At 67.9% G+C, this 23,315-nt stretch carries 22 protein-coding genes; 14 read left to right on the top strand and 8 right to left on the bottom strand.

Annotated elements, in window-relative coordinates:
* Window positions 1–40: 40 nt before the first annotated feature.
* The 3 genes from ETD86_RS12990 (at window position 41) to ETD86_RS12980 (ending at window position 3,617) form a co-directional block, all read left to right on the top strand.
* Window positions 41–841, top strand: a complete 801-nt coding sequence (locus ETD86_RS12990) for a hypothetical protein (RefSeq protein WP_138666388.1) — start codon at window positions 41–43, stop codon at window positions 839–841.
* Between the two features lie 440 nt (window positions 842–1,281).
* On the top strand, window positions 1,282–2,697 hold the full coding sequence (locus tag ETD86_RS12985) for a ParB/RepB/Spo0J family partition protein (protein WP_138666387.1): 1,416 nt from the start codon (window positions 1,282–1,284) through the stop codon (window positions 2,695–2,697).
* Window positions 2,694–3,617, top strand: coding sequence for a ParA family protein (locus ETD86_RS12980; protein ID WP_138666386.1), 924 nt, complete (start codon window positions 2,694–2,696; stop codon window positions 3,615–3,617). The genes ETD86_RS12985 and ETD86_RS12980 overlap by 4 nt, the downstream gene beginning before the upstream one ends.
* A gap of 492 nt (window positions 3,618–4,109) precedes the next feature.
* Here the strand turns inward: ETD86_RS12980 and ETD86_RS12975 are convergent, their stop codons facing one another.
* Both ETD86_RS12975 and ETD86_RS12970 read right to left on the bottom strand, forming a co-directional pair.
* Window positions 4,110–4,727, bottom strand: coding sequence for a hypothetical protein (locus ETD86_RS12975; RefSeq protein ID WP_138666385.1), 618 nt, complete (start codon window positions 4,725–4,727; stop codon window positions 4,110–4,112).
* A gap of 246 nt (window positions 4,728–4,973) precedes the next feature.
* Complete coding sequence (locus ETD86_RS12970) at window positions 4,974–5,375, bottom strand: hypothetical protein (RefSeq protein ID WP_138666384.1); 402 nt, start codon at window positions 5,373–5,375, stop codon at window positions 4,974–4,976.
* Window positions 5,376–5,617: 242 nt separating this feature from the next.
* On the opposite strand from ETD86_RS12970, the gene ETD86_RS12965 reads away from it, so the two are divergent.
* From ETD86_RS12965 to ETD86_RS12925, 10 genes are all read left to right on the top strand, one after another.
* Window positions 5,618–6,469: a DNA adenine methylase gene (locus tag ETD86_RS12965; protein WP_138666383.1), complete on the top strand. Its 852-nt coding sequence runs from the start codon at window positions 5,618–5,620 to the stop codon at window positions 6,467–6,469.
* Window positions 6,470–6,669: 200 nt separating this feature from the next.
* Window positions 6,670–7,092 (top strand): hypothetical protein, encoded by a 423-nt coding sequence (locus tag ETD86_RS12960; protein ID WP_138666382.1) that lies wholly within the window; start codon window positions 6,670–6,672, stop codon window positions 7,090–7,092.
* 65 nt (window positions 7,093–7,157) lie between these two features.
* On the top strand, window positions 7,158–7,841 hold the full coding sequence (locus tag ETD86_RS12955) for a hypothetical protein (protein ID WP_138666381.1): 684 nt from the start codon (window positions 7,158–7,160) through the stop codon (window positions 7,839–7,841).
* Between the two features lie 76 nt (window positions 7,842–7,917).
* On the top strand, window positions 7,918–9,117 hold the full coding sequence (locus tag ETD86_RS12950; protein WP_138666380.1) for an RNA ligase: 1,200 nt from the start codon (window positions 7,918–7,920) through the stop codon (window positions 9,115–9,117).
* A complete protein-coding gene (locus ETD86_RS12945; protein WP_138666379.1) occupies window positions 9,114–9,797 on the top strand; it encodes a nucleotidyltransferase domain-containing protein in 684 nt (227 codons plus the stop codon). Before ETD86_RS12950 ends, ETD86_RS12945 begins: the two co-directional genes overlap by 4 nt.
* Before the next feature lies 1 nt (window position 9,798).
* Entirely contained in the window at window positions 9,799–10,704 is a 906-nt protein-coding gene (locus tag ETD86_RS12940) for a phosphatase domain-containing protein (protein WP_138666378.1), read from the top strand.
* Window positions 10,705–10,903: 199 nt separating this feature from the next.
* A complete protein-coding gene (locus tag ETD86_RS12935; protein WP_138666377.1) occupies window positions 10,904–11,107 on the top strand; it encodes a hypothetical protein in 204 nt (67 codons plus the stop codon).
* A gap of 214 nt (window positions 11,108–11,321) precedes the next feature.
* Window positions 11,322–11,648 carry a hypothetical protein gene (locus ETD86_RS12930; protein WP_138666376.1) on the top strand — a complete coding sequence of 109 codons (327 nt, stop codon included), beginning with the start codon at window positions 11,322–11,324 and terminating at the stop codon, window positions 11,646–11,648.
* A complete protein-coding gene (locus ETD86_RS55045; RefSeq protein WP_170223054.1) occupies window positions 11,645–12,037 on the top strand; it encodes a hypothetical protein in 393 nt (130 codons plus the stop codon). Before ETD86_RS12930 ends, ETD86_RS55045 begins: the two co-directional genes overlap by 4 nt.
* Window positions 12,038–12,107: 70 nt before the next feature.
* Window positions 12,108–12,503 (top strand): hypothetical protein, encoded by a 396-nt coding sequence (locus tag ETD86_RS12925; protein ID WP_138666375.1) that lies wholly within the window; start codon window positions 12,108–12,110, stop codon window positions 12,501–12,503.
* An 81-nt stretch (window positions 12,504–12,584) separates the two neighbouring features.
* Here the strand turns inward: ETD86_RS12925 and ETD86_RS12920 are convergent, their stop codons facing one another.
* Entirely contained in the window at window positions 12,585–13,790 is a 1,206-nt protein-coding gene (locus ETD86_RS12920) for a helix-turn-helix domain-containing protein (RefSeq protein ID WP_138666374.1), read from the bottom strand.
* Window positions 13,791–14,037: 247 nt separating this feature from the next.
* Between ETD86_RS12920 and ETD86_RS12915 the strand changes: the two genes are divergently transcribed.
* Window positions 14,038–14,226 carry a hypothetical protein gene (locus tag ETD86_RS12915; protein ID WP_138666373.1) on the top strand — a complete coding sequence of 63 codons (189 nt, stop codon included), beginning with the start codon at window positions 14,038–14,040 and terminating at the stop codon, window positions 14,224–14,226.
* A 77-nt stretch (window positions 14,227–14,303) separates the two neighbouring features.
* On the opposite strand, the gene ETD86_RS12910 is transcribed toward ETD86_RS12915, so the two are convergent.
* From ETD86_RS12910 to ETD86_RS12890, 5 genes are all read right to left on the bottom strand, one after another.
* Window positions 14,304–14,726 (bottom strand): hypothetical protein, encoded by a 423-nt coding sequence (locus ETD86_RS12910; protein WP_138666372.1) that lies wholly within the window; start codon window positions 14,724–14,726, stop codon window positions 14,304–14,306.
* Between the two features lie 14 nt (window positions 14,727–14,740).
* The gene (locus ETD86_RS12905; RefSeq protein WP_138666371.1) at window positions 14,741–17,296 is read right to left on the bottom strand and encodes a fibronectin type III domain-containing protein; all 2,556 of its coding nucleotides are present in this window, start codon (window positions 17,294–17,296) and stop codon (window positions 14,741–14,743) included.
* Between the two features lie 83 nt (window positions 17,297–17,379).
* Window positions 17,380–20,025 (bottom strand): fibronectin type III domain-containing protein, encoded by a 2,646-nt coding sequence (locus ETD86_RS12900; RefSeq protein WP_170223053.1) that lies wholly within the window; start codon window positions 20,023–20,025, stop codon window positions 17,380–17,382.
* Between the two features lie 161 nt (window positions 20,026–20,186).
* On the bottom strand, window positions 20,187–22,430 hold the full coding sequence (locus tag ETD86_RS12895; protein ID WP_138666369.1) for a fibronectin type III domain-containing protein: 2,244 nt from the start codon (window positions 22,428–22,430) through the stop codon (window positions 20,187–20,189).
* A gap of 99 nt (window positions 22,431–22,529) precedes the next feature.
* On the bottom strand, window positions 22,530–23,312 hold the full coding sequence (locus tag ETD86_RS12890; protein ID WP_138666368.1) for a fibronectin type III domain-containing protein: 783 nt from the start codon (window positions 23,310–23,312) through the stop codon (window positions 22,530–22,532).
* Between the last annotated feature and the right edge of the window lie 3 nt (window positions 23,313–23,315).

The raw sequence follows: 23,315 nt of genomic DNA, 5'->3' as shown, positions 1-23,315 counted from the left end.
AGCACTTCCAATCGCAATGATCTTTCAATACAGTATGGAAGTGCCCGAGAAGACAGAGATCAAAGTCAGCAAAGCCGCAGGTCAGGAGGCCATTGAAGCAATCATCGAGCGCCGTCAGAACGCAGGAGATGCAGGAGCGGAGCATCTTCTCCACGACGACCCCACCGAAAACCCGCTCCCTGTCCTCAACCATCTCCTGCAGCAGCGCCACCACCGGCGTCACCTAATCACCGACGCGGACGTGCTCGACGCGCTCTTGGTGCTCGGATACATCCGCAGTCAGGACATCCCCCACGTGCCTGCAGTGATCAACCGGCTGGAGCACGAGCTTCTCGAACTGGGCCGCGCTCTGAAGATCCCGCTCATCCGACTCGCCGAACCGCTGGGCCTGCGCTCCGCCCAGGCCGTCGACCACCGCATCCTCCGCGCTCGGGCCGCCGCGAACGGCCTGCCCCGCAACGAGCGCGTCGAGCGTGCTCACCGGCTGGCCGCCACCCCGGATACGTCAGCCGCGAACCGGGAAGCCCGCTGGTACGACCGTAACGCTCTCAAGCTGTACGACACCGCAGGCGAGCTCATCGCGCTCCGCCGGAAGCATGACGAACTGCTCGATGATGATCTCGCCAAGCAGATCATCGACCTCGCCCGGGCACATCGGGAGATGGTGTGGCCGCTCTCTCCGGACAGCTATCCGACGCTGCGCTGGATGGCGCACACGATGCTCGGCATCGTCGAGGACCTCGAGCAAGACTACGAAGAGTTCCGTGCCAAAGCTGAAGAGCTGCTTCCCGAAATGGCCAAACTGGCTCGCGGCCAGCACCACGCGCGCTTCGGCTCATAGGCAGCGTCGTTTCGCCAGCGAAACGCGACCCGGCACGTTCGGGTCCCCTTGACCACGAACGATCCTGCACGCAATGGACTGGGGATAGGTTTCGCCGGCGAAACGATCCGCGCCAGACGGCCCGTTGGGCGCCTCGCCGGGGCCAACTCCTGCCATCATCGTGTCTACAAACCATCCTGAAGGAAAGGCACACCACATGCCCCACCCGCCCGCAAACACGGGCACCACCCGTTCGCCATTCACCCGTTTCGCTGGCGAAACCTGCGCCCACGTCCTCCGCGGGGAGGTGGGCCATGCCGCGCGGTAAAGCCGGTCGCAGAGAGACGGCGCAAGGCGCTTCCGACGAGAAGGGAAACGCAGCAGCAGGCGCTGACACATCCCCATCGACTGAGGCCACACAGCCCACGTACGAGCGAGCCTCAGGAGGCGCCGGAGGTTCCATGGGCATCCCTGTGCGCGGGTTGCGCCCAGAAGGCTCACGCTTCCGCATCGACATCAAGAAGATCGCCCCGAACCCTCGCAACCCACGCGATGACGACGACTGGATGGGCCAGGAGTTCGAAGCCTTCGCCGACAATCTGGAGAACGTCGGCACCATCCATGACCCCGTGCTGTGCACGCTGGGCACGTATCTCGACAAGTATCCGCAGTACACCTCTGAACTGCAGACGGAGTACCCGGAAGCAGAATTCGTGCTGTTGGCCGGAGAGGGCCGCTGGCGTGCGCATCTCGCCAAGGGTGCCGAAGAGATGGCCGTCGTCCTTCGGAACTCCCTGCTCGAGCAGGGCGACTTCATCTTCATGTCCGAGAACGGCCGTCGTCGCAACCTGAACCCGATCCAGGAAGGGCTGCTGTGCTGGCGCGCCCATCACGAGGACGGCCTCAGCTATGAGGAAATCGCCAGACGCGGCGGGATGAGCGGCGGCAAAAGCCGCGTCGCCAAGCTGATCGCGCTGTACGACCGGTTCCCCGACGGGCCCGCACGCGAAGCCGTTCGAAGCGGCAAACTCCCCGCTGAAGGCGCCTATCATCTGCTCACCAGCCTGAAAGATCATTCACTGATCGAACAGGCTTACAAGCTCATGGAGAGCGAATCGCTCACGGCCCGCCAGGCCGTCAAAGCGATGATGGGCATCACGACGTCACCCACGCCACCTGAAGCCGAGCCACCAGCAGGACCGGCCGACGGCCCAGTGCCGGCGACGGGCGGCGAGGAGCCGAGCGGAAGCGCATCTTCAGAAGAACCGGTTTCGCCAGCGAAACCTTCGGAGCCGCAGCGCAAGGAGGGGAGTAAGCAGGAGGGTGGACCGGCTGGCGACGACGCTGCCGGGGATCTTGGCGACGCCGTCCCGCCAAACCCTTCCCCGAACTCACAGCCTGATGCGACCAAGGATCGCACCCCGGCCAGTGACCCTCAGGTTTCGCCGGCGAAACCTCGCCGCCGCACAGGCGAGGCGGCCGCTCGTGTTGCCGCTCTGCAGCGAACACTGGCCGACCGCGACTACAGCAACCCAGACGACATCACGGTCCGGCTGGCGGCTGTTGTCCTGACAACGGCAAGGCAGGAGCAACGGCAGATTGCGGCCACTGCCGCAGCGCTGTCTCCCGCGGACGTTGCCGACCTTGACGAGCTCGCCGGACGCAACTCCGCCGATCTCGTACGGCTGGCCGACGCGGCCGCGTTCGCAGCGGCCGAACTGTGCCTGCGTACGCAGTTGGCGACCGACTGGACGCCGCGCGAAGCCGATTACCTTCGCCGCCTTGTCGATGCTGGCTACGAGCCCACCGCCGAGGAGAACGACTTCCTCAGCGTTTCGCCGGCGAAACTCCCCACCCCCGCAGAGGCAACGACATGAACAGACCCGACCGCCCACGTCTCTACCCAGATGGCCCCGTAGTAGTTGGGATAGCCAACGAAGGCGGCGGCACACGGAAAACCACCGACGCAGTAAACCTGGCTGTGGCCTGCGCGCTCAAAGGTAAGAAGGTTGGAATCGCCGACGGCGACTCCTCCATGAACGCGTCCTGCTACCTCGGGTACGGCGTCGTCGACAAGAAGAAGTACGCCGCGCGCGCCGAGGCCGTTTATGCGCGTCTGGCGAAGATGAACAACCTGTACCACGTCCTGCACGGCGAAAAGTCGCTGGAGGAAGCGCTTGTGCCAGCGCGGACACGTGTGCAGGAGGAGGGCGACGACGACGACGCCTTCGAGGTGATCCCGAACCTGTGGCTTGCTCTCGGCTCCCGGGAAATCGCCTACGCCTCCCATGACATCAAGGATGGCAGGTACCCGAAAGCCAACGACAAGTGGCTGCGGCGAGCCGTCTCCAGCCTGCCCAAGGGGCTCCTGGACATCCTCATCATCGACTTCCGCGGTTCCTACGACACGTGGGAGACCACTCTGCTCGGCGGATCGGACTTCGTCATCGGCGCTTTGAAGCCCGATCAGAAGGACGACGACACCCTCACCACGCTGATCAGTAACATCGCTCACGCGCAGGAGACGTACGACTTCGACGGCGGCGCCGCCGATCTACGCTACGTGCTCATGAACGGGGTGAGCACCAATCGCGGCCAGTACTACATCGAGCAGGCCAAGAGCATCGAGAGTTACTACGGTTCCATGCTGCTGCCAACGATCTCTGAGGCGGTGACGGTGGGGGAGTCGTATAAGTACCAGGAACCGCTTCACTTCTGGCTCAGCAACGCGCGGGACCAGAAGCCGATGAAGGAGTTCGACGCGGTCGCGGATGCCATCGTCGAGTTCTGGGAATGACGGGGCTTCCCCCGTTCCTTCGCGGTGTCTCGTCCCTTGGGCGAGACACCGTTCGTTTCTCTGACGAAACCGGCGCCTGCCCGTATGGCACGTCAGGTGGCTCCCGGACCGCTCGTTTCGCTGGCGAAACCAGTTGGCCGCCGTCTTAGCCTTCTTATGCAGGTTCCTCGTCTCGGGTGCACTCGACCCGAACGTAGTCAAGGAACGGATCAAACTGTGAACGGTGCAGCGCTGCGCCGGTCACGGTCCATGCGCGAGTCGAGCGGCCGTCCTCGATCACTGCGTCACCTGAAGCCAGCGGCCACAGCAAGGCATCCACGGCCAGCACCCACGTGCCCGGCCCGGTGTCGGGGTTGGCATCTGCCGCCGGCCAGGTGACAACGCGGCCAGGCATGGGCCCGATCATCGGGCCGAGCTCGCCGGCGACCGGCGTGCCGTACGCGTCCTCGACAGGTGGCGTACGCCGGCGTGCGCCGAGGCTGACGTCAGCAGCTAGAACTGCCACGCCATGCCCGTCTCGATCGGGTGCGGGCCCAGGTCGGGCGCCTGGTAGACGATGGGACGCACCCACTCGTCCAGTGAGGCGAGCGTCGGCGGCGCCCCCGCAGCGTCCTGGCCGGTCGCCGCGTTCTCGTACGACACGCCCTGCCCTTCGATGTTCACCGAGGCGATCAGCCGGGAGCCCGGCACCGTCTGCGCCAGGCGGCGCACGAGTGGACTGTTCGCGGCTGCCCACTTCAGATACCGGGCCAGGACCCTGCCGTAGCGGGGATCGGTAGCCGGATCGAGCCCGGCCCGGTAGGTGATCGTGTACCGCGGCGGCGAATACTCCCACGCCGGATCGCTCGCGATCGTCTCCGGCTCGACCTTCAGAACTTCCACGACCGGGTCGTAGTTCAGCAGCCAGCCGCCCCGCCCGTCCGCTCGGACGCCCTTCTGCGTGAACGTCTCCGGCAGCGGCGGCCGTCGCAAGTGGGCGGCCGCTTCAGCGTAAGCGTCCTCGATCGCCTCCTCGATGACGGCGCGGGCCGTCGCATCGAGGGGGAGGGGCAGGCCGGCGCGGACGGCGACCTCGTCAGCGTTGACGATTGCGGTAATGGTGTCCGCCATGGCGCCCTCCCGACGGGGTGGATAGGGGTGCATCAGGGTTGGTCCTGGGCGTGCGATGCGCGTTGTTCCCGCGGGGCGTGGCCGCGCAGGGTCCCCACCAAGCGCGCGGCACATGTCCGCTGCAGGCGCTCATCGCACGCCCAGGACTGGATCGCGGGCCGCTGTCTCCCTGGCCGGAGTTGATGTTCGCCCCCCATGCCGATCATCAGCTCCAGCCGAGCCCTGGAAGCTCGGCGGCCCGCGAAGTCAGGTGGCTTGCCTCCGAGCCCGGACCGCTCGAAGAGTCTCCTGGAGCCTCCAGGCGGCGTTCTTGTTCATGCGCCGGCCCTTCTGAGCCATGAGATGGTCGCTGGTCCTGTCGGTGGTCCCGGGCAGCAGCCGTCGCGCCACCAGCGGCCGCGCGACGAGCACGAACCCGAACTGGTCGCCCGGATCGTTGAAAAGGCCGTCCGGGTCGGCCTGGGGAAGCTCTTCGCCAGCTTCGGCGTCCGCCCACAGCAGGTCGACGAAGTCGGCTTCGAGCGCAGGCGGACCGGGTTCGCCATCGGCGTCGGCGGCCTCGACGTCAGCCTGAGTCTGGGCCGGGGGAGCGGGCGGCGTGAGAGGTGCCGCGGGCGGCTGCACGGTTGCCGACGGGCCCGTGGACACCTGCTCAGGTTCATCGCCTGCTGGTGTCTCCGGTTCGGGAACAGACGCGTCAGAGGTGACGTCCGGCTGTTCGCCAGCGCCTGCCTGGCTGGTGTTACGTCTGCGTGGAGGCACCGTGCCCACCTTCCCCCGGGATGTGTCCGCCTTGTGCCGCCAGACCTAAGCACAATCTTGTGCTTACGTCGCGGCGTGCACTTGGCCCCTCACAGTCCCCACTCCGCATCGGGCGGATCAGCTACCGCATGCGCCTGTCCTCCGGCAGGCCGCGGGTGAAGCCGCCGTTCGCCTACTACGGCGCCAAAGTCATGATCGCCCGCAAGATCGTGCAGCTGCTGCATGCGCACGATCACTACGTCGAACCCTTCGCTGGCAGCTTGTCGGTGCTCCTGGCCAAACCGCCCTCGCGGATGGAAACCGTCAACGACATCGACCAGGACCTGATGACGTTCTGGCGCGTCCTGCGCGACCGGCCCACCGAGCTCGCCCGGGTGTGCGCGCTCACCCCGCACGGCCGCGCCGAACACGCCAGCGCCTACGACCTCGACGGCCAGGCCGACGAGCTGGAGCGGGCGCGCCGCGTCTGGGTGCTGCTCACGCAGGGCCGCGCGGGCACGCTCCGCAAGACTGGCTGGCGCTACTACTGCGATCCTGCCGGGTCGAGTTCGTCGATGCCGGGCTATCTCGCTGGGTACGTCAGCCGGATGGCGGCCGTCGCCGAACGGCTGGCGGCCGTCAGCTTGGAGTGCAGGCCGGCGTTGGACCTGATCGACTTGTACGGGCGGCACGAGGGGGTGCTGCTGTACCTCGATCCTCCGTACTTGGGCAGTACGCGGGCCAGGAACTACAAGGTCGAGATGTCCGGCGAGGCCGAGCATCGGGAGCTCGCCGAGCATGTCCGCCAGTGCCGGGCCACGGTCGTTCTTTCCGGGTACGACTCGCCTCTGTACGGGGAGCTGTACGAGGGCTGGCACCGCACGGAGATCGCTGCGGCGACTGGGCAGAGCACCGGCTACCACAGCCGGACAGAGGTGGTGTGGTCGAACAGGCCGTTTCCTGCCGTTGCTCCCGTGCTGTTCGCGGAGGCGGACGCATGACGGCGGCGCGACCGCCGCGCAGTGCGACAGTCCCGGCGGGGGAGCGGGCGTGCGAGGGCGTCGATCAGTGCCAGGTCGACGATGCCGTCGCCGAGAGGGAACGACGATTCGCCTCTCTATTAACTGTCCTGTACTGTTATTTGCGTGACTCGGAGAGTTTCCCGGTTACTCCTGCCAACTTCCAACTCCTGGAGACAGCGATGACGCACGCCCACCCCACCCCGCCGCGCGACATCCTCGAAGTGACCAAGTGGACGTACGAGTCGCTGCTGTCCACCATGCCGATCACCGTGCTGCACCAGGCCGAAGACGGCGACAACCGCAGCGGCGACCGCTTCAGCCTGGTTCGCCACCACGACGGCCGTTTCGGGCTGCTCATCTTCGGCTGGGCGTCGTGCTCCCGCTGCGACGCGCTCCAGGCGTGCAAGACGCCCGCTGACTTCGCCGAACTGCACGAGCAGGTCTTCAGCGGCATCCATTGGGAGGCGACCGCCGCCGACCTGCTCGCCTACCTCGACCACAAGGACATCCGCCTCGACTGGTGGGGCCACCAGCCGCTGGGACCGCGCTTCCGCGCCGAAGCCGCCGCGTACCTGACCCGCCTCATCGTCGAAACTCCCTGACCCCGCACACCCGCACGGCGGCACCCCGTGCGCGTGCCGCCGCCGTCACCGAAGGACCCCCTGCCTTGACCTCCACCACATGGGGCGACACGCTGCCCACGCCTCTGCCCGGCATGCCGGGACTGTTCGCGCCCCCGACGAACCCCGTCCTGTTCGAGGACGAGGACCACACATTCCTCCTCGTGCCGGGCACGAGCCAGCTTGAGGTGTACGAGCGCGGCACCGCCTACGCGCGCCAGCAGGGCCTCACGCTGCTCGGCGGCGTCCCGTCATGCATGGACACGTTCCAGCACATCCAGTGCGACGGCCTCGCCTGCTCCACGCAGCGCTGCCGCACCCACAGCGTGATGTGCCCTCCTGGCAGCCCTGGCTCCTGGACGGCCGCGTTCATGGCGTACCGCAAGGCCACCGACGCGGAGCGCCTGGCCCAGCGGGCAGAGTGCGGAGCCCGTCCTGCCGGCCATGCCTGGCAGACGGACCTGTACGCGCACGGCGGCGTCGGCCTGTACTGCACCGACTGCACCGCAACCGTACGCGACCTGGCCCCGGGCGCGGCGCATGAGCCGACCCATGACGCGGCCGTGTACGGCAGAGTCACCGCGCACGGCCGCGCCGTGCTCATCTGCGCAGGCCGATACGACGTGGCGCTGACCGGCGGAAGAACCCGCGTGAACGTGGACGTCGTCGTGCAGACCGTCGCGGACGCTCCCGTCGTCCACGTCAGCGATCGCGCCGCCGCGTCCCGCTGACCGCTCAGCCGCTTCTTCCTCCAGGCGCACGCCGGGTGCGTGCGCCCCTCGTCACCCCTTCCCGGAAAGGCCCGTCATGCCCGCCGCCACCGTGGCCCAGCTCCACCTGTCCGACCTGATCGACATGACCGAGTTGGAGCGCGCCCTTCACAATCGCCACGTACGCCGCCAGCGCCACCCCCGCTTACCTCTGCACATCTACAACTACACGGTCGACGTGCAGTACGACCGGCTATGGACGCCTGTCACCCGCACCTGCCGCGGGCTCATCGCCGACGACGCCGGCGTCGTTGTCGCCAGGCCTTTCCCGAAGTTCTTCAACATGGGCGACCCGCTCAACGGCGACCTCGACTTGGACGCTCCGGCAACTGTCACCGACAAGATGGACGGAAGCTTGGGCGTGCTGTACCCGGACGCCGAGGAGGGCGGGTACGCGATCGCCACCCGCGGCTCGTTCACCTCGCCGCAGGCGCTGCACGCCACCCGCGTGTGGCGCGAGCGGTACGCCGGCCGCGTCGCCGTCGACCCTGCCGTCACGTACCTGTTCGAGATCATCTACCCGGCCGGGCGGATCGTCATCAACTACCACGGCATGGACGACCTGGTGCTGCTCGGCGGCATCGACACCCTCACGGGCGCGCATATCCAGGCCGAGGACCTCGACTGGCCGGGGCCGAAGGTGCCGGTATTCGAGTACGCGACTCTGCGCCAGGCGCTCACCGCGCCTGACCGTGCGGACGCCGAAGGGTTCGTTGTCCAGGTGTGGCAGGACGCCGACCGGCCGACCCTGGTGAAGATCAAGCAGGACGACTACAAGGCGCTTCACCGCATCCTCACAGGGGTGACGGCTCGTACGGCGTGGGAGTACCTCGCCGTCAACGCCTGCCGGCACCTGGTCACCCACCGCAAGGAGTGGGCGTCGCTGCTCGCGTTGGACCCGGCGCGGGCCGAGCAGATCGTCGCCGTCGGCGACGACTGGCTGGCGACCCTGATCGAGGGGGTCCCGGACGAGTTCCACACCTGGCTGCGGTCCGTCATCGACGCGCTCAACGCGCACGCCGCGGCGATCGTCGCCAACGTGACCGCCTTCGCCAACCTGGCCAGCTACGTCTACGACGGCGACCGCAAGGCGATGGTGCGCGAGGTGCTCGCCCACGAGCACTCCGGCGCCGTATTCAACGTGATCGACGGCGCGGACATCGCCGCGTACGCGTGGAAAGCCGTCTATCCCGACGCCGACAAGCCGTGGCTGACGATCAGTGAGGACGTGGCATGAGCGAGATCCTGCTGGCCGGCGTCGTCGGCTCCACCGCGTACGGGCTCGCACACGCGGGTTCCGACATCGACCGGCTCGGCGTGTTCGCCGCGCCGACGATCGACCTGACGGGACTGGATCGCCCTGACGAGTCCGTCGTCACGACCAAGCCGGACTGCACGCTGCACGAGGCTGCCAAGGCGACGCGGCTGCTGATGTCGTGCAACCCCACGGTCACCGAGCTGCTGTGGCTGCCGTCGCACCTGTACGAGGTACGCACGAGCTTGGGGGAGGAGCTGATCGGCATCCGACAGAAGCTGCTGTCGGCCCCGCGCGTCCGCAACGCCTACTACGGGTACGCGGGCGGACAGCTCCGCCGCCTGGCCGACCGCAGCGACGACGACGTCCCCCAGGCACGGCGCGCGCGCGTAGCCAAGCTGGCTCGTCACATGTCACGGCTCCTCGAACAAGGCCGCGACCTGTACAAGACCGGCCGCCTGGACGTCGTCCTACACGACCCCGAGCGGCACACGGCGTTCGGCGAGCAGGTCGCCGACGGCCGTCTCGACCTGGCCAAGAAGCTGCTCGCCGACGCCGGTGACGCCTTCGCATCCATCAGGTCCCCGCTACCCGATCAGCCCTGCCGCGAGGCTGCTGAGCAGTGGCTGCGCCGCGTCCGCATCGCATTCTGGAAGGTATGACATGCCGACTCTGTACATAACGCGCGGCCTGCCCGGCTCGGGCAAAAGCACCTGGGCGAAGGCCTGGGCCGAGGAGAACGTGGGCGGGCGCGCCCGCGTGAACCGCGACGACCTGCGGGCCATGCTGCACAACAGCGTCTTCGCCGGGGACGTGACCGAGCGACTGGTGGTGGCTGCCCGCGACAGCCTCATCGCCGAACTGCTGCGGCGCGGCATCGACGTGGCATGCGACGACACGAACCTGCCCGCACGGGTGGTTCGCGACCTGGCCCGCCTGGCGGCCCGCTCGCGCGCCACGATCGAGGTGCACGATTTCACCCATGTGCCGTTGCAGGTGTGCATCGAGCGGGACGCGGCCCGCCCACGCAGCGTCGGCGCCGACGTCATCCAATCCATGCATCGGCGCTTCCTCGCCGGGCGGACGCTGCCGCTGGCCGTCCCGGTGGTGGAGGCGCCGGCCATGACGCTCGTTCCGTACACGAAGCCGGGCACCGGCCGGCGCGCCATCATCGCGGACGTGGACGGCACCCTGGCACTGATGGGAAACCGGTCACCGTACGACGAGTCGCGCGTGGGGGAGGACCAGCCGAACACACCAGTGATCAACGCCGTACGGTCGGCCGCCGCCGACGGCTACGAGGTGATCGTCATGTCAGCTCGCACGACCGCGTGCGAGGAAACGACGACGCTGTGGCTGAAGCAGCATCTGCGTGTGCCGTTCATCGGCCCGTTCATGCGCCGTGAAGGGGACCGCCGCCGCGACGCCGTGGTGAAGCTGGAACTGTTCGACGAGCATGTGCGTGACGTGTTCGACATCGAGTACGTGTTCGACGACAGAGGCCAAGTTGTGAGGATGTGGCGAGACCTTGGCCTGCCCGTCTTCCAAGTGGCGGAGGGCGATTTCTGACAGGTCAGATCAGCGGGCACCTCCCGGGCACGGTGAGGGCCCGCTGCGCGCCCGCGCGCGTAGAGCCCGTCCCGAAAGTCCCGCAAACCCCGTTCCTCCGTGCGGGGTGTAGAGGTGACAGCTCGCCACATAATTAACTATGCTGTATTCTTTATAACGTAACAAAGGGGTCGAGAGTGACGTGTCAGGAAGGACTCCCATGGACTTGAAGCCGGGCCATACGCTCACCTTCGTCATCTCCAGCGAGGCGCGCTACGCGAGCGTGGTGCCCGTGCACGACATCATCATCTCCTCCGACAGCAACCACGGCAGCGACTGGCAGTTCAGCGTCCAGGAGAGAAGCGACCGCAGCAACCCCGCCAACGTCCACGGCGACGTGGAGGTTTCTCGACGGCGACTGTAATCCCGCCGAGCGGTTTCCCGAGTTCATGGACGCGATCAAAGCCAAGCGGCCGGCCACGCTCGCCGATGTGGCCGAGATGCTCCGCGACCTCGGCGCGATCGACACCACGCCCCGGAAACCGTACCCGCTCAGAAGGTAGCCCAGACGTTACCGACATCAGCGGCCCGCTCTGCGGGCCGTTCGCCTTTTCACGCATTCGCAAGGAGACAACCCCATGGCAGCCATCGCCGAACCCATCGCCCCGCCCGTGCACAAGATGAACCCGAACGCACGCAAGAAGCGGCCCACCCTCGCCCCCGGCGGGGAAGCGGCCATCGCCGACGCCGTACGCGCCGAGGTGCGAGCAGCGTTCCTCCTGTGGGAGAACGCTCTGCGCCGTGCCTCCGCCGCTGTCGAGTCCGACCGGGAGGCGCTCGCCGACGAGGCGCGCCGGCACCGCTACTACCTCGACAAGACGCTCGGCCTTCCAATCGCCGCGAAACTCCGCCAGGAGGCGGCCGCGCGCGGCTGGGACTCCGGCCAGACCGGCGGCGTCCGATGACAGCCGAGGCGGGAGGCGGCGAGCCGACGCCAGACCTTGCGCTCTTCGAGGGCCCCGAGCCCATCACGCCGCCGCGCGAGTCGGCGGGACGCTCGCTGACCCGCCGGCAGCGCGAGCTGCTGGCGGCGGGTCAGCACCCGCTGTCGCTCGCTCTTGGCCGCCCGCTGCGGCTGCACCCCGAGGCCGCACCTCACGAGGACCGCCAGGCCAGAGGACGCCGATGCGGGACCTGCGTCTTCCGACAGACGATGAGCAGGCGCGGGCACTCCTATCCGAAGTGCTCGAAGGGTGAGGGGCGGCGCGTCAGCCATGGAGCGGCCACCGACTGCCGAAGCTGGTGGCCTGGTTGCTCCGATCATGAGGAGGCCGACAACTCGACATCCAATTAACTATCCTGTACTATTTTCTCAGGACAACGGGGCGGCTTATCCGCCCCTCCCTCACACAGGAGCGGAACCCATGGGCATCAGCTACACCTACGAAGGCGAGTTCGCCTTCGACATCCCCGTCCCGCTCTCGATGATCCCTACCGACAGTCCGCACCTGCCCACCAACTACGACCACAGCGCGATCGTCTTCGACCACCCCGTCAACCTGCTGTTCGACCTCGACGACAGCCTTGGCGAAACCGTCGCCGTCTCCCTCGTGCCCGCTGCCCCTGAACTCGCGCGCGACATGGGCAACATCGAAAAAGAACTGCGCGCCATCATGGACGCCTACCCCGGGCATGGGCTCAGCGGCGAACTCGTCATGAAAGGCGACGATCTCGGCGCCGTGACGACCGTGACGCTGTTCGGCGGCGAAATCACCTTCGAAGACGAAGACGACGAGGACGAACGCCTCGGGGACGAGTGACGCAATGAGGCGGGGGAGGAACGGGAGCCGCTCCTCCCCCGCCTCATTGCAGGATCGCCTCCACCTTCCAGCCCTGGTCCCTCAGGCAGATCTGGACACCACCTCACTGCGCTCCGCAAGGTGCTCCTTGGCCCTCCGCAGCACCCGCGCAACGTGCTGCGGCGACGCCTGGAGATCTTGCGCGATACGCGCAGCCGACCAGCCGCGCGCGTGCAACTGCGTCATCCGCCGGTGATTCAGCCGACGAGATTCCGGCCGTGGACCACGCTGCCCCTGCTGCCGCGCCCGCGCAGGATCATCACCGAGCTCGCGCACGACCCTGACCGCCGTCGTATACGAGACATGAACGTGCGCGCGAATCCACGTGATGGATCGACCGGCCTTCCACGCGCGTGCGATCGCCCGCCGCTTGGCCAAGCTGACCCCGCCCCCGCGCTGCCCAGGCTGAATGCCCCGCTCGGCTTCCCGCAGGCGGATGCTCAACGTTGAGGCGCTGCATCCCAGAACCCGCCCAACGTGCCTGAGCGACGCCCCGTCGGCCAGCAACTGCCGGGCACGGTCGAGGTCGAGCTCGCGCCGCTGCTGGCCGCCGTGGCGTATGACGACCCCGTGCTCCTCAAGCACCGCTCGCACCGCGTACCGGCCAGTGCCGAACCGCTGCCCGATCTGCGCCATCGTCGCGCCGGTCCGGTACATCTTGACGGCGATCTCCGGAACGATCCGAGCGCGTCCACGCCGGTCTGGCACGCCCTGCACATCGCGGGTGATGTTCCACACGTACTGCGGCGACGTGCCCAGCTCAGCGCCGATCCGGGCGAGCGTCCACCCGGCGAGGCGGAGTTCCCGGGCGCGATTGTGGTCAATGCGGTGAATCCGGCTGGTCACGTCGATGCCTGCACCGGCGAGCACCTTGCGGATCGTTTCCCCTGTGCTGCCGACTTGGACGGCGATCTGGTGCAGGGATGTGCCCTCTTGCCACAGGGCGACGATGGCGGCCCGCTTGGCCGACGTGATGCGCGAGGCGCGCGGTGCCGACAGCGGCCGCATCTCCACGCCCGCGTTGGTCAACGCGGTGTGCACGTGCTGCCGGGAGTAGCCGGTTTCCCGGGCAATCTCCCGGATGGTCATTCCGGAGCGGTAGCGGGCGGCTGCGGCCTCCACGTCGAACGGTGGCCGGTCAGCGCGGGGGGAAGGCGGCGGGTCGATAGCGTTCCGTACGGTGGTGAGGGAGACGTTGTACTGGCGGCTGATCGCGGCATACGTCCAGCCGCCCTCCCTGAGCTTCACGGCAGCAGCGGCGCTCCACTTGCGCGGAGCCCGTACGGCTGGCCGGCGTTTGCGGGACCTGGTGTTCTTGATCGTGGGGGACGTCACGGCGGCGGACCGTACACGACAACGAGGCTTACGTCTTGCGGGGCTGTCACCTGCGGTAACTCTGGCGAGTTCCCTCGGTGTCGTCACGCCGGAGGAAGGCAGGTCCTTCTACATCTCCAAGCGGGGTGCCGCTTCAGCGCCGCCGGCGTACCGTTGTGGCATGTCTGCCACTGAAGACGACCAGGGTGAAGCCAGCGGGTTGACTCCCATCGGTTTCATTCGAGGTTGCGATGAGAAGACGACGGCCGTCGCGAGCCTGGTCGACGTGGTCATTGTCGATGTGGATACGCAGCCCAACGCCTCCGCCTTCAACGCTGGCAAGAGGGTCATCCCGCCGCCGTCCTCCTAAGAACGGGACCCGATCCTCCTCGGTGAGGAGGATCGGCCGCACCTGCGCTGCAGGGATGTGGAGCCGAGGGGCTTGGGCTACCGGTGCCAGCCTCCAAGGACGGTCACGGTGACGCTCCCGGTCCCCGACGGTCGGCGCGCCTTGATCTCCACTCGTTTGCGGTCGCCGAAAGCCCAGGTGTCCGGCAAGAACCCCTGCAGGGTGACAGCGCCTGCCGCGGAGGTCGTGGCCGCAGGGCCGATCGGGATGCCGTCCACGGTCGCCTGCACTTCCAGGGCGGCGCTGGCGTTCACGTCCACGGCAAGACTGGAACCCGAGCGGGGAAACACGGTGAAGGCCACGGTCTCAAAGGCTGTACCTGACACGGCCGTGAGCAGCGGAGAGAATGTCACCGCTCGCATGCCGACCTGCAGTTCCAGTGCCTTGACCCGCGCCCGCAGGTCCAGGACATACTCCACCAGCGTCTTCTGCGTCAGGTCACCCGCGTTGATTCGCGCCATCTGGCCCCTCCCTTCTACTCGTCCACGCTGGTGGTCAGTTCAGCGGTGGTGACGGTCACCAGCTCGCCCTCGTCCGTCGAGGGTTCCACGCTCAGCGACACGATCTTCATCATGCGGTCCAGGCCGGCGCTGCCGTCCGGGCGCTCCGGATACATGTGGTCGGTGATCACTACCTGCGCCTCGCTGCCCAGTTCCCACTCCCACCAGCGGACATCGGGTGAGATGGCCAATTGGAACTCGAACACTTGCCGAGCTCCGCGGCTGGCGTCTGCGGCCCGCTGCGTCTCCGCTTGCAGCGCCGCCTGAGTCGTCAGCCCGTCGTAGGTGTAGGCGTCCTCCATGCGCGGCCACCCATTGGCGTGCAGCTCGTCCTGCACGACTTTCGCCAGCAGGACCCCGCCGTCGGGGAGGGAAAGTTTGCCGTGGACGACGGTGGCCAGGCCCCGGCGGGTTGTCCGGCGGAACCTCCTCACGTTGCCCGGGTATTCCAGGACGAGGCCGGAGTTGGGAGGGTTGTCGCGGGACACGCGCCTCAGCTCGACCTGCGGGCGGTCGTTGACCTGGTCCCAGTCGGGTCGGCACCAGAACTCGAAGCCGCCTGGCGCGGCGGCGATGTCGGTAACGGTGTCCAGCACCGGGGCGTAGTCCTCGGCGCGGTATTCGCGGTCAACAGCGATCGTGCCTTCGACGCCAGCGGTGCGCAGCCACCGCTTGTCGGCCGGTGCCGACACCAGGTCGAGCAGCCAGTCGATCTCCGTGTCTGCCTTCGTCGCGGTCCTGGCGCCGGTGAAGCTCACGAACCGGCGGCCGTAGATGACCACGACCTCCTCGGCCGTGATGCGGAGGATGCCCGTCTCCGATTCGTAGTCTTGCGGGTCGCAGACGCGGCCGATCCACACGGGCCGCTCTCCCCGGTAGACGACGACAATCGTCCGCTCTGGGCGTGTTGCTGCCTCGACCCGGCCGACGTTGTACGCCTCGTCGTACAGCGGAATCTCCGCCGACAGTTCACCGCCTCCGCCCAGGGTCAACTCGAACGACAGGTTCTGCAGCGGCAGCGAGTCGATGGGCTCGTGGGTCGACCAGTCGTAGAAGACGCACTCATACGGTGGTGCCGCCCCCGAGGTGTCCTCCAGCGTGGTGGCGGGGACCGTTACCCGCTCGGACCGGTTGCCAAGCTCATCGACGGCATCGACCGACAGCGGGTACGTGATCCCTGGGCTGAGGCCGACGAACGTGAAAACGGTCGATGGCACGGTGGCGACGAGCCGCGTGCCCAGCCACAGGCCGTAGCCGGCGACGCCCACGTTGTCGTCTTCTGAGGCGTCCCACGCCATGGTGACGGCGGTCTGCGACGTGGACAGGACGCGCACGTTGCCGGGCAGCGTGGGCGCGGTCACGTCCGCTTGCGCCTTGACCGTCTTCGTGCCCTGTGTGGACCTGTTCCCTAGCAGGTCAACGGCGGTGACGCCGATCGTGTACAGGTTTCCCGGCACCAGCCCGGTGAAGGTCCTGGTGCGGCCCGTCTGGTCGGCGCCCTGCCGGACGCCGTTCAAGAAGACGCCGTACGCGGTGACGGCGCTGTCGTCCGCGGGCTCGTCCCAGGCCACGCTGATCGTGCCGGCGCCCAGACCGGTCACCCGGACGACGGGTGCCTGCGGCGGCGTGGTGTCGTTGATCGGCGCAATCGTTAGCGAGCCGGACTTCTCGCTTCGGTTGCCGTTGTAGTCGTAGGCGTCCACCTCGTACGTGCTCGGCACGCCCGGCGTGAGCCCGCTGAACGTCCGGCTGCGGCCGGACTGGTCAGCGACTTTCTCGCCGTCCTTGTACACGCCGTAGCCGGCCACGCCGCTGTTGTCGCTGGCGGCGTCCCAGGTGAGCGTTACGCTGGTGGGCGTCATGCCGCTGAGGCGCAGGTTGCCGGGCACGCTGGGGGGTTCTTCGTCCTTCTGCGGACCCCACACGCCGCCGACCCACGCGTAGTTCGGGAAGTTCGATCCCAGGCCGGTTACGAGCTGCTGGGAGAACGACAGCGAGTCTGAAACGAACTCGTTCACGGCCGCCGACGCCCACACGCGCTTAGCGGTGCTTCCGTCGGCCCAGTCGTTGATCGCGTACTGCTGGGCGGTGAAGCCGCTGGGCCAGTTCGTCGAGGAGTTGTCGCTGTTGCCTTGCACGTACGCGGACACGCCGAGGATCGCGGTGCAGCCGTCGGGGAGGTCGAACGCGCTCATGCTCGCCGACGACGAGGTCAGGCCCGTGCCCGACTCGTAGAAGACTTCCGCGTCGTCGAGTTCCCACATCCAGATGAAGATGCGGTTGGTGCTATCGGTCGTGGTGACCGTGACCGAGCTGTCGCTACCGTAGTTGATCTTCGAGTACAGCCGGCAACCAAGCGTGTGCGCGGTCATGTCGTGCAGGGTGTAGCCGCCCGAAACGCCGCTGACGCCCGCGTACGAGTTGACCAGCAAGACGATGCGATTGAGGTAACCCACCGAGCCGAAGTTCAGCGTGTGCGACGTCGAGGAGGTCGACGTCGTGTAAATCACTTTGGGTCTGACCAGCCCCATTGCCCGCCCCCCGATCTTTGAGCAGGGGGAGCATGGCGAGCTAGGCGGCTAACGTCGTCCGTGGCGGCTGCAACCGAGGAGGGCTATAACCAGGCGTCGTACGCTTCGAGCGCGAGCCGTGGCGTGCCTGGCTGGCCGGGGAGAGGTTCGCCGGCCAGCGTGATCGTGTTCGTTCCGGGGATGAGCATCCACCAGGCGGGTCGGCCGGTCAGCGCTGACCGGCCAGGTCGTGGTTCGGGCCACACCTCGGGCGGCACGTGCCCCCACACCTGCCGGACGCCGAGGTCGATCGTGAAGCTGTAGCGGGTGTCGGCCGGGACGAACTTGCCCGGCGCGGACCGCATGACGGTGCCGGTTTCCTCGTGCGTGATCGTCCAGTCCAGGATCGGGCCGAACAGCCGCAACCTCGCTGGGATGCTGCTGTACGTGCCGTCGAGCGTGACGACCATCGATGCCTGCCCGGGCAGCGACGTCACGACGGCGGCCGCGCGCACTGGTGTCGTCGCGTAGCGGCGTGGGTCTGCGGTCATCAGGGGGATTCGCCACTGGAACACGTGCGCCGTCTGGTCGGTGGTTTCGATGCGGTCGGCGAGCCGGACTCGCGCCTGGCGGGCCATGCGGGCATCGATGACGCGCAACTGCGCCTGCTGCCGCGGGTGGATCACGCTGGCCAGCCGCTGCTTGGCGGCGAGCATCGCCATTCTGCTGGGGGCTATCGCCACCCCGGACAGAACGATCGCGCGAGGCCCGTACCGTCCGGCTCCGGCCCACGCTCCGTCCATGCCTCCCAGATCTGCTCCAGTGGGGGAGACAGGTGGCGACGACGACCAGCCTTCGGCTTCGGTGACGATCCAGTCGACGCCGAAGCTGTCACGGGCGTTCCCTGCCCAGGTGTCCCCGAGCCGGTACACCGGCGTTTCGATCGGCACGTACGGCAGCGGCGTGGTCCGCACGTGGAGCGTGTTGTCGGCCGACCGCTGCCCGATCGTGTCCACGGCCAGGACCTGCACGCCGTAGGTCCGACCGGCTGTCAGCCCGTGAATGGTGTGCTGGCGGGTAATCACGCCGTCGACGCTGTAGTCGACCCCTGGTGTGGTGTGCACGACTGCGCCGTCCACCGTGACCTCGTAGCCCACGACGGCGAAGTCGTCCGACGCGGTGTCCCACGCCACGGTGATCGAGTCTTCGTCCGCGGTGGCGGTGAAGGCGGGCACGGTGGGGTCGTGGTCGTTCAGGGTCGTCACGGTCAGCTCGGCCGGTGTCAGGCTGCGCTGGCTGATGTGGTCCACGGCCCACACCCGCACCGTGTACGCGGTGTCGTCCGGCAGCTCGGACATCGCGTACTCGAGCGCGGCGCCGCTGGTGACGACCGTGGTGCCGTTGACGGATACGTCGTAGCCGGCAACCTGCACATCGTCGGTGGCGGCCTCCCACGCGACTGCGAACGACGTGTAGGACACCGCGGCCACGCGCAGGTTCGTCGGCGGAGCCGGCGGCAGGTCGGCCGGCGCAACGTGAGTCAGCTGCGCCATCGACGATCGGTTCCCGGTGACGTCCGCAGCGTCCACGGTGATCTGGTACGTCGCTTCCGGCGTCAGATCGGAGAAGGTGTAGGTGACGCCGAGCTGGTCCGGGCCGACCCTCTCGCCGTTGAGATGGACGCCGTACCCGGCCAGACCGCCCGGGTCGGTGGAGGCGTACCACGCGATCGCCAGTGTGTACGGCGACGCCGCCGTGACGCGGAGGTTCGCTGGTACGGTCGGCGGTTCGGTGTCGATCTGCGCCTGCAGCGTCAGGGCTGCCTTGGCTGATCGGTTCCCGGCGCCGTCCACGGCATCGACCTCGATCGTGTACGTCTGTCCAGGAGTCAGCGCCTGGAAGGTCCACCCGAGGCCGCTGTGCTGGGCGGCTTGGACGCCGTCGAGGTAGATGCCGTAACCGGCGACCCCGGTGATGTCGTCCATCGAGGGATTCCATGCAACGGAGATCTGTGTGCCCGAAACGGCCGTGGCCCGTAGGGCGGGCGGCACGGTGGGCGGCATGTTGTCGGTGGACACCTGCAGGGACGTCTTCGCCGATCGGTTCCCGACGCCGTCTATGGCGTCGATCTCGACGACGTAGGTCCGGCCGGCGGTCAGGCCGAGGAAGGTGCGCGTCAGCGCCTCGCCGCCGGCCACCGGCGGGGTGGGGGTCGTCTGCGTGATCGACGTTTTCGCGGACCGGTTCCCGGCAGCGTCGGCCGCGTCCACGGCCAGCGTGTAACTGGTGCCTGCGGCCAGCCCGGTCAGCGTGCGCGTCAGCGTGGCCTGGTCGTTGCCCTGCTTGATGTTGTCCTTGTAGATGCCGTAACCGGCCACGCCGGTGTTGTCCGTGGCCGCGTCCCACGCCAGCGCCACGTCGAGCGGCGACATGGACGTCACCCGCAGGTTCGGGGGAGCGGCAGGCGGTTCCGAATCCGGCGGAATCACCTCGAAGACCACATCGTCGATCCAGATCGCGTTGGAGGTGCCGCCTCCGCTGGAGTCGCGCTGGTAGCGGAACGTGATCGTGGTTGCGCCGACGACGCTGTAGGGGCCGACCTGAGTCCAGCCGACTTCGCCCCAGTTCCGGTACATCTCTGTCGAACCGACTCGGAAGATGAACGGATCCCAGTTCGCGCCGGACGAGCCCTGCTCGGTGGAGATCCTCGCGTAGAACGTCACCGTCTGCGCGCCCGCTGGGACGGTCATCACGCATTCGGCTGATCCGCTGTCTGCGACGGTAGGAGTTTTCAGGGAGTAGGTGCCGGTGCGTTTCTGGTCAGTGGCCCGTACCCACGTGCCTGTCCTCGGCACCAGCGGCGTGCCGGTCTCGAAGCCTTCAACTACTTGCGCCATTCACAGGCCCCCGGTCATATCCATGCGTCCGCGACCTCGATCACCAGCCGTGGCCCCTTGGTCTCCTGGCCCGGCACCAGCGCGCCCGACAGCGTGATCGTGTTCGGGCCTGGCTGCAGCGCGAATCGAGCGGGGAAGCGGGCCAGCACGGACCGGGCCAGGCGCGGCTCTGGCCACACTTCAGGCGGCACGATCGCCCACACCTCGCGCGTGGCCAGGTCGATGGTCAGCGCGTACCGTTCGTCGAGCAGCGTCGTTCCGGGCTTGGCTTTGATCTCTAACCCGAGCGGGTCCAGCCGGATCACCGGGTTGGCGACGGGCCCGATCAGCCGCAGTTTGGCCGGGATGCCTGGGTAGTCGCCCGCGAGCGTGACGGTGGCGCTGCCGCTGGTCTGCGCCGGCGCGAACTCGACCTCGACATGCACCGGCCGGGACGCGTACCGGCGGGGATCGGGTGCTCGGAGGATCAGCCCCCATTCGAACGTGCGGCCGCCCGTGTCGGTGATCTCCATCTGGTTGGCCAGGCGGACGTTCGCCTGTCTCGTGATGTGCGCCTCGGCGACTCGCAGCACCCCGGTTTCGTGCGGGTACAGCGCCTGCACCAGCCGTTCCTGCGCTGCCAGCATCGCCATCCTGCTTGGCGCTCTGGCGACGCCGGACAGGGCAATGGTGCGGCCGCCGTACTTGCCCGGCCCGGAGAAGCCGCCGTCGGAGGTGTCGGAGTCCCGGGCCAGCGTGATCGCTTCTGCGCCGGTCGCCCAGCCGTCCTCCTCTTCCACGACCCACTCGACGCCGGTGGCGTCGAGCGCGTTACCCGCCCAGTCGCCCAGGCGATAGACGGGGCTGGCCAGCGCCACCCACTCCGCCGTGGGCACCGTGACCGTGACGGTTGCGGCAGGGCCGCGCGCGGACCCGGTATCAACGGCTCGGACGGCGATCTCGTAGGTGGTGCCGGCGTCGAGGTCTTCCAGAACCAGGCCGAGTGCTGTCGTGGTGGCGACGAGGCGGCCGTCGAGCAGCACTTCGTATCGGGCTACCGGCAACTCGCCCGGGTCGGATGCCCGCCATCCGACGGTGATCTGCTCCTTGCCCGGGGATGCGGTCAGATCCAGGGGCGCGGAAGGGTCGGCGCCCGCGAGGGTGGACACCGTGAGGGACGCGGCCGGTGATCGGTTCCCGGCTGCGTCTGCGGCGTCCACGCTGATCGTGTACGAGGTGCCGCGGGCGAGTCGGATGATGGTGTGCTCGAGTTCGGCCTGATCGGTGCCCTGTCGCAGCCCGTCCAGGTAGATGCCGTATGCGGCAACGCCGACGTTGTCGGTGGAGGCGTCCCATGCCACCTGCAGGGACGTGAGCGTGGCCTCGATGAGCCGGAGGTTGGCGGGTGTGGTCGGCGGCGTGATGTCCACCTCGGCCATCACGGTGAGCTGCGTCTGGGCGGACCTGTTGCCTGAGGTGTCGGACGCGTCCACGCCCAACGTGTACGTCTGCCCCGCGGTGAGCCCGGTGAAGGTGTAGGCGAGGCTGCTCTGGTCGGCTCCGACCTTTTCGCCGTTGAGGTAGAGGCCATAACCGGCCACGGCGGTGTCGTCGGTGGCGGCGTCCCACTCCACGCTGATCTGCGTGCCGGTGACGGATGTCGCCCGCAGGTTGCCTGGGGCGGAGGGCGGCTGGCTGTCCGTGGTGCCGTAGCCGACGATCGCGAAGACCGACTGGTTCGTGCCGGCCACCAGGCCACTGAGGGTGAAGGATTTCGCCCCGGACGAAGGCATGGCACCGTGCGCGAACGCCGAGTACGACGACGTGCCAGCTGCCGTGTAGTGCTGGGCCAGCCCGTTATTCCAGGTGGTCGATCCGGCGGTGCCGTTGGGCGCGTTCACCACGGAGAAGACGCGGCCAGCTGCACCCGCCGGCACCGTCGCGGCGGCTGACATCGACGCCGTCGGGGTGGTGTTGGCGACGTTGAACAGCTTGCGGGGGCAGTCGTCTCGCTCGTGAAGGACCGCGTGCAGGCGTGAATCGCCCATGGCCAGGGAGACGGACGTTTCCGTTCCCGTGGCGATCTTCGACAGCACGTAGACGTAGTTGTAGCCGTTGGCGCTGAAGTCCTGCGTCCAGCCGGCCGGGATCGAGCCGAGCGTGCTCCACGAGCTGATCAGAAGGATCAGCCGGGCACCTGGCGTGGGCGCCGTGAACGTGATCACGTGCGTGCCGCTGGTGCTGCCGCCGCTGTAGGTCTGCGCGACCCTGTTCGCCACCCCTGAGTCCCCCGATCTCGTTGTGGCCTCACCTGACGCGCTGGAGGATTAGCCGTCGGCCAGGGAGCGGGCGCGCACCACCTGCTGGCCGGCCGTGGCCTATGGGCCAGCCACCTGCACGCCGTCGAGGTAGATGCCGTAACCGGCGATGCCGGACGGGTCCGACGCGGCGTCCCACGCGACGGTGAAGGACGTGCCGGTCACCTGTGTCACGCGCAACCCGGTGGGCGGCGCCGGTGCGCCCGCGTCAACGAGCGGAAGGATCTCCGCGGCCGCCCACTCCCACGAGGCCGACGCCGTCCCGGCAGCGTCGGCGTTGAACTGGACCGTCTGGCCAGCGGCGGCGGCCGGCGTCGCTTTCCGGCCGACGACGCCGCCGCCGTTCGTCGCGTAAACGGCACGAAGCGAGTACGCCTCGCCGACGTCGGTGGTCGTCGGCAGGGTGGGGGAGGGGTAGTTGAGGGTGTTCTCGTACGCGGCGAAGAAGCAGAGGCTGCCGGATCGAGTGGTGGTGTACGCCGTTGCGTTGAGCGTGTTGGCGGTGCTCGTGCTCGTGCCGGTCGCGCCCACGGGCGAGGCGTTGTCGGCGCCCGTCACGAGCCAGACCTTGGCGCCGCCCATCACCTCGAACTCCGCGCCGCTGAGCACGATGACCAGGCCGTTCTTGGCCGTAGGAACCGGGGCAGTCCAGATTTGCGCGTACCGGTTCGTGGAAATTTTTCGGGACTGCCACGTCAGGTCGCCGCCGGTGGGCGTGAACTGTGTCCACGGACCCGCCCATGTGAGAACCAGCAGCGAGTTCGCCGGCGCGTTGAACGCGTCCAGGGTGATTGTGCCAAGAGTGGCCTTGATGGCGGGCGACGTTGCTATTGCGAGCGACATGAG

Source organism: Nonomuraea turkmeniaca, assembly GCF_005889735.1.
Lineage (GTDB): Bacteria > Actinomycetota > Actinomycetes > Streptosporangiales > Streptosporangiaceae > Nonomuraea > Nonomuraea turkmeniaca.
Note: the sequence above shows the minus strand (reverse complement) of the source record. Positions and strands in the feature narration are given on the sequence as shown.